This is a genomic window from Limnohabitans radicicola (genome assembly GCF_014837235.1).
GTDB lineage: Bacteria > Pseudomonadota > Gammaproteobacteria > Burkholderiales > Burkholderiaceae_C > Limnohabitans_A > Limnohabitans_A radicicola.
The window spans coordinates 854765-868803 of sequence record NZ_JACYFT010000001.1 but is presented as its reverse complement, the minus strand read 5'-3'; the positions used below and the strand labels follow the sequence as shown (position 1 = coordinate 868803).

The window sequence follows — 14039 nt, the reverse complement described above, 5'->3', positions numbered from 1 at the left end:
CTCGTGCAAAGCGTTCTAACCCAGGCGACAGAAGGGCCTCCCCCTTGCTGACAAAATCTGCCCATGAACATCACCATCTGTTTTGAAAGGCTCGACCCAGCGCCCTGGGTGCAGGGCCTGCAACAAGCCTTCCCTGAGGCTTCCGTGTTCGCTTGGACACCTGGCGCGCCGCCCGCCGACCACGCCATCGTCTGGGCGCCGCCCCAGCAGTTCATCGACGAGCAGTCTGCCCTGCAAACCCTGTTCAACATCGGCGCGGGCGTGGATGCCTTGCTCCAGCTCCAGTTGCCGCCCTCACTGAAGGTGGTGCGTCTGGACGATGCGGGCATGTCGGTGCAGATGGCCGAATACGTGTGCCACGCGGTGATCCGACACTTTCGCGAGTTCGATGGCTACGACGCTGACACCGGCGCGGGCAAATGGTCTTACCGCAAGCCGCGCAGCCGTGCCGACTTTGCGGTGGGCGTCATGGGCTTGGGCGTGTTGGGCGAGCGCGTGGCCAAAGCGCTGCAGGTGTTCGAGTTTCCCGTGAACGGTTACAGCCGCAGCGCCAAAGATCTGCCAGGCATCCGCTGCTTCAGCGGGGCGCAAGGCCTGCCCGAATTTTTGGCGGCCACCCGTGTGCTGGTCAACCTGATGCCGCTCACGCCCGAGACCGAGAACATCCTGAACAAAGATACGCTCTCGCAGCTGCAGCCAGGCGGCTACCTCATCAATGTGGCACGCGGCAAGCATCTGGTCGAAGAAGACCTGATCGCCCTGGTCGACAACGGTCACATGGCCGGGGCCACGTTGGATGTGTTTCGCACTGAACCCCTGCCTGCGGACCATGTGTTCTGGAAACACCCGAAGATCACGGTCACGCCACACACCTCGGCCCGCACCCTGCGCGAAGAAAGCATTGCGCAGATCGTGGGCAAAATCCAAGCCTTGCAGCGCGGAGAGGCGATCAACGGTGTGGTCGATCCCCAGCGCGGTTATTGAAAGTTCTTCCATGTCACTGCCTTCCCGTGTTCAGCTCATCGACGTCGGTCCCCGCGACGGTCTGCAAAACGAAAAACAGCCCGTGCCCGCCGCCGTCAAGATCGAGCTGGTGCACCGCCTGCAGGCCGCAGGCCTGACTGAGATTGAGGTCACCAGCTTCGTCAGCCCCAAGTGGGTGCCGCAAATGGCCGACAACGCCGAAGTCATGGGCGGCATTCAACGTCAAGCTGGTGTGCGCTACTCGGTGCTCACGCCCAACCTGCAGGGCTTTGAAGCGGCCCTGAAAACCCGTCCTGACGAGATCGTGGTGTTTGGTGCGGCCAGCGAAGCCTTCAGCCACAAAAACATCAACTGCTCGATCGCCGAGAGCATCGAGCGCTTTGCCCCCGTGGTGCAGGCCGCGCTGGCCGCAGGCATCGCGGTGCGCGGCGCGATGAGCTGCACCGTGGGCTGCCCTTACGAGGGCGACGTCGCCCCCGAACGCGTGGCCTATCTGGCCGGCTTGATGAAGCAGATCGGCGTGCAGCGCGTGGATGTGGCCGACACCATCGGTGTGGGCACGCCGCTCAGGGTGCAAAAGGCCATCGAGGCCACGCTGCAGCATTTCGACGTGGACCATGTCTGTGGTCACTTCCACGACACCTACGGTCAGGCCCTCTCCAACACGCTGGCCGCGTTGCAGATGGGGGTGCGGAACTTCCAGTCTTCCGTGGCGGGCCTGGGCGGTTGCCCTTACGCCAAAGGCGCCACCGGCAATGTGTCCACCGAAGACGTGGTCTACATGCTGCACGGCATGGGCATCGCCACCGGCATCGACCTGGACAAACTGGTCGATGCGGGTGCGTTCATCAGCGACTTCCTGGGTCGCAAGCCCAACTCCAATGTGGCCAAGGCCATCCTCAACAAGCGGGCGGGCTGAACCATGTGCGGATCTGAACTCCATGCCCTGCCCGAGGGCGTCCAGCGTGTGGCACGTGCCCTGCAGGACGCAGCACATCCCCACGCCCCGGTCATGCTCGATGGCGCGGCCCGCACCGCGCAGGAGGCCGCCGATGGCCTGGGTGTGCAGCTGGGCCAGATCGCCAAGAGCGTGATCTTCAAACGCAAGGAAGACGGTGTGGCTGTGCTGGTGGTGGCCTCGGGCGACCGCCGCGTGGACGAGAAGAAAGTCTCGGCCCTGGTCGGCAAGATCGGCCGCGCCGATGCCGACTTCGTCAAAGCCCAGACCGGCTTCACCATCGGAGGCGTCTCGCCCGTGGCGCACTTGAACGCGCCCGTGACCCTGCTCGATCAGGATCTGTGGCGTTTCGCCGAGATCTGGGCCGCTGCCGGGCACCCGCACGGTGTGTTCCGCTTGCAGCCCGATGATCTGAAACGTTTGACCGGCGCGCCCGTGGCCGATGTGGCGCAGACACCATGAGGCTCGATCCGCAAACCATCCAGAACCGGCGCTGGCGCCGTGTGGCCGAGTTGGCGCAGCAAGTGCCTGCCGAGCCCGGCCCGCATCTGCCCTCGCCTTGCCAGTCGGTGTGCATCATGCACCCCACCACCGGCTGGTGCGAAGGCTGCCTGCGCACCCTCGCTGAAATCGCCGACTGGAGCCGCATGGACAAGCCCGGCAAACTCGCGGTTTGGGCGCAATTGCCCGAGCGGCTGGCGCAACGCATTGCGCTGGAGGACGCCCCATGAAAACCATCACCTTCTACCTCGACTTCATCTCGCCCTACGCCTGGCTGGCCTTCAACGCCTTGCCGCAGGCGCTGCAAGGCATCAGCCACCGGGTGGAGCACCGCCCGGTGCTGTTCGGCGCCATGCTCAAGCACCACGGCCAGCTCGGCCCGGCCGAGATCGCCAGCAAGCGTGACTGGACCTACCGCCAGGTGCTGTGGCTGGCGCACCAGCAAGGTCTAGAACTGAAGTTGCCTGCCGCCCACCCATTCAATCCCTTGGGCCTCTTGCGCCTGGCGGTGGCGTGCGACGCGCAAGGCACGCCCAACCGCTATGTGTGCGAGCAGGTGTTTCGCCATGTCTGGTGCTCCGGGCAGGACGCGGCCGACACTGAACGCCTGGCCGTCTTGACTGCCGAGCTGCAGCCCACACGCGACATGGCCAGCCCCGAAGTGAAGCAGGCCCTGCAGGCCAATACCGAGCAGGCCATTGCACTGGGCTTGTTTGGCGTGCCCAGCTTCGTGGTGGACGACAAGGTCTTCTGGGGTCAGGACGCCTTGCCCATGCTGCGGGCTTACCTGCTGGGCGATCCCTGGTTCGACGGCCCCGACTGGGATGCGGTGAACCACACCACAGTGGGCGTGCGCCGCAACACCTGAGTGCTCAGCCGGCGGTTGGGCTGTCTTCGTCGGCCAGTGCCGCTTCCCAGCGGTTGACTTGCCACGCAAAAAACACCACCAGTGCCAGATAAACCAGCACACAGCCTTGGGCTGCCATCCAGAAGTTGAAGGGCCAGCCCCAGATCTCCAAGTTCAGGCGCCGTGCGCCATAGATGGGCACCAGTGTCACCGCCGCCCAGATGGTCATGCAGCCCCAAGTGAGTTGGCGCACTTTGCGGTCGAACTGTGTGCGGGAGAGAACGCTGTGCTTCATGTGCAGAGGATAGCGCCGCACTGCAGGACGAACGGGACAGATGAATGCCTAGGGATTACCCGCGAAATCGGCTTCATTCTCATGATGCGATATGAAAACAAAGGGTTAGTACTTGTTTTGTAAGGCATTGTTGGTTGCCTGTCAGAAGAAGGTCAGAGGCCGCCTCAAGAATCGCGGCAAGTTTCCCTGTCGGAGACTCTTTTTTGGAGACAGCACATGGCTACAACCGCACCCCGCCCGATGTCGGCGGAAGAGAAGAAGGTGATTTTCGCCTCTTCTCTGGGCACCGTTTTTGAGTGGTACGACTTCTACCTGTACGGATCGCTTGCCGCGATCATCGCCAAACAATTCTTCAGCGGCCTGGACGAAGGCTCGGCCTTCATCTTCGCGCTGCTGGCTTTCGCTGCCGGTTTCATCGTGCGTCCATTCGGCGCGTTGGTGTTCGGCCGTCTGGGCGACATGATCGGTCGCAAGTACACCTTCTTGGTGACCATTCTGATCATGGGTCTGTCGACCTTCATCGTGGGCATCTTGCCCAACTACGCCAGCATCGGCGTGGCCGCCCCGGTCATCCTGATCGGTTTGCGCTTGCTGCAAGGCTTGGCGCTGGGTGGTGAGTACGGTGGCGCGGCCACTTACGTTGCCGAGCACGCCCCTCAAGGCAAGCGCGGCGCCTACACCGCCTGGATCCAGACCACCGCCACGCTGGGCCTGTTCCTGTCGCTGATGGTGATTCTGGGCACCCGTGTGGCCATCGGCGAAGATGCCTTTGCCGACTGGGGCTGGCGCGTGCCATTCATCGTGTCCATTCTGCTGTTGGGCGTGTCCGTCTACATCCGTTTGAGCATGAATGAGTCGCCTGCTTTCGTGAAAATGAAAGCCGAAGGCAAGACCTCCAAGGCCCCGCTGACCGAAGCTTTCGGCCAGTGGAAAAACCTGAAGATCGTGATCCTGGCCCTGATCGGTCTGACTGCCGGTCAAGCCGTGGTCTGGTACTCGGGTCAGTTCTACGCCCTGTTCTTCCTGACGCAAGCCCTGAAGGTGGACGGTGCAACCGCCAACATCATGGTGGCCATCTCCCTGATCATCGGCACACCGTTCTTCATCCTGTTCGGCTCGCTGTCTGACAAGATTGGCCGCAAGCCGATCATCCTGGCAGGCTGCTTGTTGGCTGTGGTGACCTACTTCCCCGTGTTCAAGGCACTGACCAAAGCCGCCAACCCTGACCTGGCTGCTGCGCAAGCGGCATCCAAAGTGGTGGTGGTGGCCGATCCTGCCGAGTGCTCGTTCCAGTTCAACCCCACAGGCACCAAGAAGTTCACATCGTCTTGCGACATCGCCAAGCAACGCCTGGCTGGCGCTTCGGTGAGCTACACCAACGAAGTGGCCGCCGCTGGCACGCCTGCCATCATCAAGGTGGGCGACACCGTGGTGAACGTCAAGTACTCTGCTGAAGACATCGCTGCAGCCAAGGCCAAGGCCGAGGAAAAACTGGCAGCCCTGAACGCGGCTGAACCCAAGGATGCCAAGGCCATCGAAGCTGCCACCAAGTCCGTCAAGGACCTGGGCAACGAGAAGACCGCTGGCGCTACCCTGTTGGGTGCCAACCTGGGCGCTGCCCTCAAGGCTGCGGGCTACCCCGCCAAGGCCGACATGGCCAAGTTCGACAAAGTCACCGTCATCATCATCCTCACCTACCTGGTGATCCTGGTGACCATGGTGTACGGTCCTATCGCGGCCATGCTGGTGGAAATGTTCCCCACACGCATCCGTTACACCTCCATGTCCTTGCCTTACCACATCGGTAACGGCTGGTTCGGCGGCCTGCTGCCCACCACCGCCTTCGCCATCGTGGCCCAGACCGGTGACATGTACAACGGCCTGTGGTACCCGATCATCATCGCCGGTGCAACCGTCGTGATCGGTGGCCTGTTCATCAAGGAAACCAAAGACGTCGACATCTACGCCGACGACTGAGTGTTGTAAGCAACCCGGGGTGACTCGGGTGCTAAATTCAAGGCCTTCCCTCTGTGGAGGGCCTTTTTCATTTCTCAGGAGATACCGACATGTGGAAGATTGCCGTTGGCTTTGTGATTTTTGCTGCCCTGGCTTTGTATGTGATCAACAAGGGCGGTGACAGCCTCGACATGACCGGCGAAAAGCATGGCGCCGATGCCGTGCATTCCGAGCCCGCCAAGGCCGACGCCTCTGCGGCTGCACCTGCCGCATCAGACGCCAGCGCTGCCAAGTAAGCCCTGTCGCTGACTGGCCCAAGCCACGCAATTGCGTGGCTTTTTTCTTTGTGGGGATGCTCTTTTTGTGTGGGAGCGGCGCCCTCGCCGCGATCAGGCATCCGCTGACCCTGAACATTCGCCGCGAGGGCGCGGCTCCTACAAAGCGCTGAGTACCTCACTGGTGGGAACAAGGGTTTTCCGACCGCCCTAGAATGTTTGGCCTTCACCTGAAAAAGCCAACCATGTCCCAAGGTCTCATCCGCATCCGTGGCGCCCGCCAGCACAACCTCAAGAACATCGACCTCGACATCCGCACGGGCGAGTTGACGGTGGTGACGGGCCCGAGCGGCTCGGGCAAATCAAGCTTGGTGTTCGATACCCTGTACGCCGAAGGCCAGCGCCGCTATGTGGAGACCTTCAGCGCCTACGCCCGCCAGTTCCTGGACCGCATGGACAAACCGGCCGTGGACAAGGTCGAAGGCGTGCCCCCGGCCATTGCGATTGACCAGACCAACCCGGTGCGCAGCTCGCGCTCCACCGTGGGCACCATGACCGAGCTGAACGACCACCTGAAGCTCCTCTTTGCCCGCCTGGGCCAACTGTTCGACAAAAACACAGCGCAGCCCGTGCGCCACGACACGCCCGAGACGATTTACGCCGAGTTGGCCGTACGGGCCGCGCAAGCACAAGACCCGCGCCTGTACCTCACCTTCCCTGTTGAATTGCCTGCCAACACCAGCGCCGAGCAGGTCGAGCAATGGCTCTCGGCCAGCGGCTTTACCAAGGTGCAGGCCGAGCGCGAAGTGGCCACGCCCACCGGCCCGCGCAAGGTTCTGGATGTGGTGGCCGACCGCTTTCGCCTGTCCAATGCCGAAAAGGCCCGCGTGGTCGAAGCCATCGAGGTGGCGCTCAAGCGCGGCAGCGGGCGGCTGAACGTGTATGTGGAGGGCGATGCAGGCGCTGACCTCTGGCGCTTCTCGACCGGACTGCACTGCCCTGACAGCGATCTGCGCTACACCGACCCGATCCCGTCGATGTTCTCGTTCAACTCGGCCGTGGGGGCCTGCGAGGCTTGCCGTGGCTTTGGTCGTGTCATCGGGGTGGACTACGGTCTGGTGATCCCCAACGAGAAACTCACCTTGCGTGCTGGGGCCATCAAGACCATCCAGACCCCTGCCTGGAAAGAGTGCCAGGACGACCTGATGCGCCATGCCGAGACCGCAGGCATCCCGCGCGACACGCCCTGGGACAAACTCACCCAGGGCCAAAAGGATTGGGTCATCAACGGCTCGCCCGAGTGGAAGGGCAAATGGAACCAGCAGTGGTACGGCATCAAGCGCTTCTTTGAGTACCTCGAGAGCAAGGCCTACAAGATGCACATCCGTGTGCTTTTGTCCAAGTACCGCAGCTACACCGAATGCCCGACCTGCAGCGGCGCACGCCTGAAGACCGAAAGCCTGCTCTGGCGCATTGGCTCCAAAGACGATGCCGATGCCGTGCTGCCCAGCGACAAGCGCTTTTTGCCTGCGGGGGTCCAATGGACCCGCGCCCAGCTCGAAGCCCTGCCGGGCCTGAGCCTGCACGACATGATGATCATGTCGATCGAGCGGCTGCGCCGCTTTTTTGACCGCATGACCGCCAGTGCGGTGGTCGATGCCTCGCAGGACGCCGAAGCCCAGGCCCTCAAGCTGCTGCTCGAAGAAATCACCACCCGCCTCAAATACCTGTGCGATGTCGGCATAGGCTACCTCACCCTTGACCGCCAAAGCCGCACCCTGAGCGGCGGTGAAGTCCAGCGTATCAACCTCACCACCGCGCTGGGCACGAGCCTGGTCAACACCCTGTTTGTGCTGGACGAGCCCAGCATTGGTCTGCACCCGCGCGACATGAACCGCATCACCCAGGCCATGCACCGCCTGCGCGATGCGGGCAACACGCTGGTCGTGGTCGAGCACGACCCGGCCGTGATGTTTGCGGCCGACCGCATGATCGACATGGGCCCTGGCCCGGGCGAACGCGGTGGGCAGATCGTCTTTGACGGCACGACCGAAGAACTGCGCCGCGCCGATACCTTGACCGGTGCGTACCTGGGCAGTCGCAAACAAGTGGGCCTGGGCTTCAAGCGCATGGTCACCGACAGCACGCCGCGTTTGATCCTCGAAGGCGCTCGCGAGCACAACCTGCAAAACGTTTCGGTCGACTTCCCACTGCAGCGCCTCGTCACCGTGACCGGTGTCAGCGGATCGGGCAAGTCGAGTTTGATCCAGGACGTGCTGGCCCCGGCGCTGATGCGCCACTTTGGCAAAGCCACCGAAACCCCAGGCGCACACGACCGCCTGCTGGGTGCCGACCACCTGAGCGATGTGGTGTTTGTGGACCAGTCGCCCATCGGCAAGACGGCTCGCTCCAACCCCGTCAGTTATGTCGGTGCGTGGGACGCGATCCGCGAGATCTTTGCCACCGCACCCGAGTCGCGCCAGCGCGGCTACACCGCCAGCAAGTTCAGCTTCAACAGTGGCGACGGCCGCTGCCCCACCTGCGGCGGCTCGGGCTTCGAGCACGTCGAGATGCAGTTTCTGAGTGATGTGTACCTGCGCTGCCCCGATTGCGATGGCAAGCGCTACCGCCCTGAAATCCTCGACATCCAAATCGAGCGCCAGGCCATCGGCGGTGAACCGCGCTTGTTGAATGTGGCCGACATCCTGGACCTCACCGTCAGCGAAGCGGCGGCACTGTTCGCACAAGACCGCGAAGTCATCCGTGCCCTGCAGCCCATCGTCGATGTGGGCCTCGAATACGTGCGCCTGGGTCAGCCCGTGCCCACGCTCTCGGGCGGTGAAGCGCAGCGCCTCAAGCTCGCGGGCTTCCTGGCCGAAGCCGCCAAGAGCGCAGCCAAGAGCCGCCAGGCCCTGGCGCGCAAAGGCACGCTGTTCCTGTTTGACGAGCCGACCACCGGCTTGCACTTTGACGACATCGCCAAACTCATGCGCGCCCTGCGCAAGCTGCTCGAAGCGGGGCATTCGCTCATCGTCATCGAACACAACCTCGACGTCATCCGCGCTAGCGACTGGTTGATCGACCTCGGCCCCGAAGGTGGGGAGGGCGGTGGCCTGGTGGTGGCCGAAGGCACACCCGAAGACGTGCGTCTGCATCCCACATCGCACACGGGTGCGGCGCTGCGTGACTACGCCGAGGCGATGGACGGTGTGGTGGCCGTTGCTGAGAAAAGTGTGAGCTACCTCACGAGCGAGTCCGGGGGCGCATCGGGCGACGATGTGTGGCGCGCAGCGACTTCTGATCAGCCCGGTGCGACCCCGGAATCGCGGAGCTCGAACAGCATTCAAATCGTCAACGCCAAAGAGCACAATCTCAAGAACCTGAGCGTGGACATTCCACGCGGTAAGTTCAACGTCATCACCGGCGTCAGCGGCTCGGGCAAGTCCACACTCGCGTTTGACATCCTCTTCAACGAAGGCCAGCGCCGCTACCTCGAAAGCCTCAACGCCTACGCCCGCTCCATCGTGCAGCCCGCAGGCCGCCCCGAGGTCGATGCGGTGTATGGCATCCCGCCCACCGTGGCGATCGAGCAGCGCTTGTCGCGCGGTGGCCGCAAGTCCACCGTCGGCACCACCACCGAGGTCTGGCACTTCCTGCGCCTCTTGTACGTCAAGCTCGGCATCCAGCACTGCGTGCACGACAACACGCCCGTGCAACCGCAAACGCCCGACAGCATCGCCGCACAACTCATGACCCAGTTCAAGGGTCAGCACATCGGCCTGCTGGCGCCGCTGGTGGTCAACCGCAAGGGCGTTTACACCGAGCTGGCCGACTGGGCGCGCCCACGCGGCTACACCCACCTGCGCGTCGATGGTGAATTCTTGCCCACCACAGGCTTTCCGCGCATCGACCGCTTCAAGGAACACAACATCGAGTTGCCCGTGGCCAGCCTCGATGTGCGGCCCTCGCAAGAGACCGCGCTGCGCAAAGCGCTGAGCACCGCCCTCGAACACGGCAAAGGCGTGATGCATGTGCTCAGCGACCTCGATGGCCTGAAAGAGGCCATGGCCGCTGGCGAGTCCACCGCCCGCATCGGTCAGCACCGCGTGTTCTCTACGTTGCGCGCCTGCCCGGCCTGCGCCACCTCGTATGCCGAGCTGGACCCGCGCTTGTTCTCGTACAACAGCAAGCATGGCTGGTGCCCCGACTGTGTGGGCACCGGCACCAAGTTGAGCAAGGAGCAGCGTAAAGTCTTTGACGACTCGGTGCGGGACGACAAGGACAAAGGCCGAGAGCAGACCTTTGCCGAGCCAGAAATCGAAGACCTGGTGGATGCCGTCTGCCCGACCTGCGAAGGCACGCGCCTGAACGCCACCGCACGCGCCGTGCAGCTGCATGGCGCGTGCGGTCAGGCCTGGCGCATCACCGACATCGCCAGCCTTTCGGTCAGTGACGTGCGCCGTTGGGTTGAAACCCTGCAACTGCAAGGCCGCGAAGCCGACATTGCGCGTGATCTGATCCCCGAGATCAAAAGCCGTCTGGAGTTCCTCGAAGAAGTGGGCCTGGGCTACCTCACGCTCGACCGGGGTGCGCCCACGCTCTCGGGCGGCGAGGCGCAGCGCATCCGCCTGGCCGCGCAGCTGGGCAGCAATCTGCAGGGCGTGTGCTACGTGCTCGATGAGCCTACCATCGGCTTGCACGCGCGCGACAACCAGATCCTGCTCAACGCCTTGCACAAGCTGGGCGACAAGGGCAACACCCTGGTGGTGGTGGAGCACGACGAAGACACCATCCGCCGCGCCGACCACATCATCGACATCGGTCCCAGCGCCGGTAAACGCGGAGGCCGTCTGGTGGCCGAAGGCACCGCCGCAGACATTTCAAAAGCCGAAGACTCACAAACAGGACGCTACCTCCTGCACGCGATGAAACACCCGCTGCAAGCCCGTCGAAACGTGCTCGAACAATTGGGGTCAGATCCCAATTGTTCGTCTGGCCCTGATGCCGCCGACGCCCCCATGCAGTGGCTCACCCTCAGCGGTGCCCGCTTGCACAACCTGCAGAACGTCAGTGTGCAAGTGCCCCTCAAACGCCTGGTCGCCATCACCGGCGTCAGCGGTTCGGGCAAGTCCACACTGGCCCGCGATGTGCTGCTGACCAATGTGCAGGCGCTGGTGCAGCAGCGCAGCACGCTGGCCGGGCGCACCGCGCAGGACAAAGGCCAGCGTGTGCCTTTGACGGGCTGCGCCGACGTGCAAGGCTTTGAAACCATCGACCGCGTGCTTGAAGTCGATCAGACCCCCATCGGCAAAACCCCACGTTCGTGTCCAGCCACCTACATCGGTTTTTGGGACACCATTCGCAAACTGTTTGCAGAAACCCTGGAAGCCAAAGCGCGTGGCTACGCCGCAGGGCGCTTCAGCTTCAACACCGGTGAAGGCCGCTGCCCCAGCTGCGAAGGCCAGGGTATGCGCACCATCGAGATGAGTTTTTTGCCTGATGTGAAAGTCCCTTGCGAAACCTGCCACGGTGCCCGCTTCAACCCTGAAACGCTGGCCGTGAGCTGGCGCGGTAAGAGCATTGGCGACGTGCTGCAGATGGAGGTGGACGAGGCGGTGGAATTTTTCGCCAGCATGCCCAGCATCGCACACCCGCTGCAGCTGCTCAAGGACGTGGGCCTGGGCTACCTCACGCTGGGCCAACCTTCACCCACGCTCAGCGGTGGTGAGGCCCAGCGCATCAAGCTCGTGACCGAACTGACCAAAGTGCGCGACGAAGTGGGCCGCCGTGGTCAGAAAGCGCCACACACCCTGTACGTGCTCGACGAACCCACGGTGGGCCTGCACATGGCCGATGTGGACAAACTGATCCGCGTGCTGCACCGCCTGGTGGGTGCCGGGCACAGCGTGGTGGTCATTGAACACGACCTCGATGTGATCGCCGAAGCCGACTGGATCATCGACCTGGGGCCGGATGGCGGCAACGCCGGTGGCCGCATCGTGGCCGCCGCTGCCCCCGAAGATGTGGTGCGCTTGGGCACCCACACCGGCGTGGCCTTGGCGCCTGTATTGGCGCGGGTTTGAGGGGGGAGTAATGAAGCAACCTGGCCATGACAGTGATGCGCTGGAAAGAGCTCGCATCCATTGGGATGATTGGCAGCGCAGTCAACCAGCGAACCAGAATGTCTACACCGACTGGGGGGATCATCCAACCGTTTTTCGAGCGGTTATGCGTCATGCGCTGGGTGGAGAGTCTGAGAATTTTTTTACCTTTCTGCAAAAAAACTACCCGTCATGTGCAACAGGCCATGCATTGAGTCTTTGTTGTGGCGATGGTGCTTTTGAGCAGCAATTGCTTGAGCGGGGCGTTTTCTTTCAAATCACGGGTCTCGAGTTGTCTCCCGAACGTATCGCCCAAGGTCGAGCAAGGATGAGCGCGCAAAACGCGATGAGGCTTGATTTTCTGGAAAAAGACGTCAACCAGGGCGAGTTTGGTAAATGTTTGTTTGATGTGATTTTCGCCAAGGCCGCACTTCACCATATTCAGAACTTGGAGGGTGCGTTTGACGGCATGGTTCGATCCCTGAAGCCTGGTGGGCTCTTGGTGACGATTGACTTTTTTGGGCCTTCCCGTTTTCAGTGGACCGATCTTCAATTGCAGGCTTGCAACGAATTTTGGCGTGAGCATGTGCCACCTGCTTTGCAACGGGAGGCCGACGGGACATTGACACCGCTGATCACGCGTCCTCGAGTCGAGGATATGGTGTTGATGGATCCCTCGGAAGCTGCGCGTTCTAACGAACTTCAAGCCATGATCTACAAGTATTTTGATGTCCTTGAAGATCGTGCGCTGGGGGGGGCATTGCTCAACCTGTTGCTATACGGGCATCGCGTCAATCGCTTTGACGCGATGGATCCTGTTCACAACGATGTGCTGGAGCGAGCCGTCGCCAAGGAGCGCAACCTCATGGCTCAGGGGCTTTTGAGCAGTGATTTCCGTTTCATCGTTGCGCGTGCCAAGCCGTGGTGGCGGCGATTTATGCGTTGATGCTCAGTCGCCAGAGCGATGTGACTTCGGCTGACCGCGCTGCGTGCAATGTGTCGCTGGCGTCATGGGCCTTGGCGTGGCGGGGCAGGGTGTCCACGCGCCCCAGCACCTTCAGTCCAGCGGCCTCGATCCAGCCCAGCAGTTCGTCCCGTGTGCGCAGGCCCAGGTGTTCGGCCAGGTCTGACAGGATCAGCCAACCCTCGCCACCGGGGCAGAGGTGGCTGGCCAGGCCCGCCAGAAAGCCCTTGAGCATCTGACTGCCTTCGTCATAGACCGCCTGCTCCAGCACCGAGGTGGGGCGCGCGGGCAGCCAAGGCGGGTTGCACACCACCAGGGCCGCTTGCCCGGGCGGAAACGCCTCGGTCTTGAGCAGTTCGACCTGACTGGTCAGCGCCAGCCGTTGGAGGTTGTCTTTGGCACACGACAGGGCGCGGTCCGACACATCGGTGGCCACCACTTGCACCACGCCGCGCCGCGCCAGCACGGCCGACAGCACGCCTGTGCCCACGCCGATGTCAAAGGCCAGCGGCGTGGTCTGCAAGGCCTGCGGCAGCGGCGTTTGCGCCACCAGGTCTACATACTCGCCCCGCACCGGAGAAAACACCCCGTAATGCGGGTGGATGCGGTTGTGTTCCGTGCCCAGTGCGGCCACTTCCACGCCGTTCTTGCGCCACTCGTGGGCACCAATCAGGCCTTGCAGGCTGCGCAGAGGCACCACGCCCGCTCGGCCATCGCTCTTGCCCCAGGCCTCGTTGCAGGCCTGCTTCACATCGGGCGCACGGCGCAGGCCGATGCTGTAGTCGTCCTGCATCTCGATCAGCAGCATGTTCAGTACCCGGGCGCGTTGTGCCTGCGCTTGGCGGTGGGCATGGAACGCGGTGGCGGGCGCGACTTCGGGCGCGGGTTGGTTTTTGCCGCGGGTCTTGCGCTTGGCCGGCTTGTCCAGGCGCCGCATCAGGGCCTGCAGCAGTTGCCGTGCATTCTGGAAGTCACCGCGCCACAGAAGGGCGGTGCCTTCGCAGGCCAGCCGGTAGGCCGCATCGGCCGCCAACGTGTCATCGGCCAGCACCACACGGCGGGGGGGCGTGCCCTCGGCGCGCCAAACGGCAGTGCGTTGTTTGCCGTGTTCTTCCCAATTCAGCGGGGTCTTGGTGGTCATAGGGCGTTCCCGCGTGT

The 14039-nt window shown here is 62.9% G+C and carries 11 protein-coding genes; 9 read left to right on the top strand and 2 right to left on the bottom strand.

What is annotated here, in order from left to right:
• Positions 1 to 63 precede the first annotated feature (63 nt).
• The 5 genes from IC609_RS04220 to IC609_RS04200 are packed head-to-tail and all read left to right on the top strand — an operon-like array spanning position 64 to position 3311.
• Positions 64 to 984, top strand: a complete 921-nt coding sequence (locus IC609_RS04220; RefSeq protein WP_191818188.1) for a 2-hydroxyacid dehydrogenase — start codon at positions 64 to 66, stop codon at positions 982 to 984.
• A 10-nt stretch (positions 985 to 994) separates the two neighbouring features.
• Entirely contained in the window at positions 995 to 1903 is a 909-nt protein-coding gene (locus tag IC609_RS04215; RefSeq protein WP_191818187.1) for a hydroxymethylglutaryl-CoA lyase, read from the top strand.
• A 3-nt stretch (positions 1904 to 1906) separates the two neighbouring features.
• The gene (locus IC609_RS04210; protein ID WP_191818186.1) at positions 1907 to 2404 is read left to right on the top strand and encodes a YbaK/EbsC family protein; all 498 of its coding nucleotides are present in this window, start codon (positions 1907 to 1909) and stop codon (positions 2402 to 2404) included.
• Positions 2401 to 2673 (top strand): DUF1289 domain-containing protein, encoded by a 273-nt coding sequence (locus IC609_RS04205; protein ID WP_191818185.1) that lies wholly within the window; start codon positions 2401 to 2403, stop codon positions 2671 to 2673. Before IC609_RS04210 ends, IC609_RS04205 begins: the two co-directional genes overlap by 4 nt.
• The gene (locus tag IC609_RS04200; protein WP_191818184.1) at positions 2670 to 3311 is read left to right on the top strand and encodes a 2-hydroxychromene-2-carboxylate isomerase; all 642 of its coding nucleotides are present in this window, start codon (positions 2670 to 2672) and stop codon (positions 3309 to 3311) included. Before IC609_RS04205 ends, IC609_RS04200 begins: the two co-directional genes overlap by 4 nt.
• Positions 3312 to 3315: 4 nt before the next feature.
• On the opposite strand, the gene IC609_RS04195 is transcribed toward IC609_RS04200, so the two are convergent.
• The gene (locus IC609_RS04195; protein WP_191818183.1) at positions 3316 to 3585 is read right to left on the bottom strand and encodes a DUF4212 domain-containing protein; all 270 of its coding nucleotides are present in this window, start codon (positions 3583 to 3585) and stop codon (positions 3316 to 3318) included.
• Positions 3586 to 3801: 216 nt separating this feature from the next.
• Here IC609_RS04195 and IC609_RS04190 point away from each other — a divergent pair, with 216 nt between their 5' ends.
• The 4 genes from IC609_RS04190 (at position 3802) to IC609_RS04175 (ending at position 12863) form a co-directional block, all read left to right on the top strand.
• Positions 3802 to 5562, top strand: coding sequence for an MFS transporter (locus tag IC609_RS04190; RefSeq protein ID WP_191818182.1), 1761 nt, complete (start codon positions 3802 to 3804; stop codon positions 5560 to 5562).
• Between the two features lie 89 nt (positions 5563 to 5651).
• Positions 5652 to 5837 carry a hypothetical protein gene (locus tag IC609_RS04185; RefSeq protein WP_191818181.1) on the top strand — a complete coding sequence of 62 codons (186 nt, stop codon included), beginning with the start codon at positions 5652 to 5654 and terminating at the stop codon, positions 5835 to 5837.
• A 224-nt stretch (positions 5838 to 6061) separates the two neighbouring features.
• Positions 6062 to 11899, top strand: coding sequence for an excinuclease ABC subunit UvrA (uvrA, locus tag IC609_RS04180; RefSeq protein ID WP_191818180.1), 5838 nt, complete (start codon positions 6062 to 6064; stop codon positions 11897 to 11899).
• Positions 11900 to 11909: 10 nt separating this feature from the next.
• Complete coding sequence (locus IC609_RS04175) at positions 11910 to 12863, top strand: class I SAM-dependent methyltransferase (protein ID WP_191818179.1); 954 nt, start codon at positions 11910 to 11912, stop codon at positions 12861 to 12863.
• On the opposite strand, the gene IC609_RS04170 is transcribed toward IC609_RS04175, so the two are convergent.
• Complete coding sequence (locus tag IC609_RS04170) at positions 12853 to 14022, bottom strand: methyltransferase (protein ID WP_191818178.1); 1170 nt, start codon at positions 14020 to 14022, stop codon at positions 12853 to 12855. The two genes, IC609_RS04175 and IC609_RS04170, sit on opposite strands and share 11 nt — an antisense overlap.
• Positions 14023 to 14039 lie beyond the last annotated feature (17 nt).

What these genes read in the sequence shown, in the direction of transcription:
- IC609_RS04190 (WP_191818182.1), top strand. Translation starts at nt 3,802, where the DNA reads ATGGCTACAACCGCACCCCGCCCGATGTCGGCGGAAGAGAAGAAGGTG.
- IC609_RS04220 (WP_191818188.1), top strand. Translation starts at nt 64, where the DNA reads ATGAACATCACCATCTGTTTTGAAAGGCTCGACCCAGCGCCCTGGGTG.
- IC609_RS04185 (WP_191818181.1), top strand. Translation starts at nt 5,652, where the DNA reads ATGTGGAAGATTGCCGTTGGCTTTGTGATTTTTGCTGCCCTGGCTTTG.
- IC609_RS04200 (WP_191818184.1), top strand. Translation starts at nt 2,670, where the DNA reads ATGAAAACCATCACCTTCTACCTCGACTTCATCTCGCCCTACGCCTGG.
- IC609_RS04175 (WP_191818179.1), top strand. Translation starts at nt 11,910, where the DNA reads ATGAAGCAACCTGGCCATGACAGTGATGCGCTGGAAAGAGCTCGCATC.
- IC609_RS04170 (WP_191818178.1), bottom strand. Translation starts at nt 14,022, where the DNA reads ATGACCACCAAGACCCCGCTGAATTGGGAAGAACACGGCAAACAACGC.
- IC609_RS04215 (WP_191818187.1), top strand. Translation starts at nt 995, where the DNA reads ATGTCACTGCCTTCCCGTGTTCAGCTCATCGACGTCGGTCCCCGCGAC.
- uvrA (WP_191818180.1), top strand. Translation starts at nt 6,062, where the DNA reads ATGTCCCAAGGTCTCATCCGCATCCGTGGCGCCCGCCAGCACAACCTC.
- IC609_RS04195 (WP_191818183.1), bottom strand. Translation starts at nt 3,585, where the DNA reads ATGAAGCACAGCGTTCTCTCCCGCACACAGTTCGACCGCAAAGTGCGC.
- IC609_RS04210 (WP_191818186.1), top strand. Translation starts at nt 1,907, where the DNA reads ATGTGCGGATCTGAACTCCATGCCCTGCCCGAGGGCGTCCAGCGTGTG.
- IC609_RS04205 (WP_191818185.1), top strand. Translation starts at nt 2,401, where the DNA reads ATGAGGCTCGATCCGCAAACCATCCAGAACCGGCGCTGGCGCCGTGTG.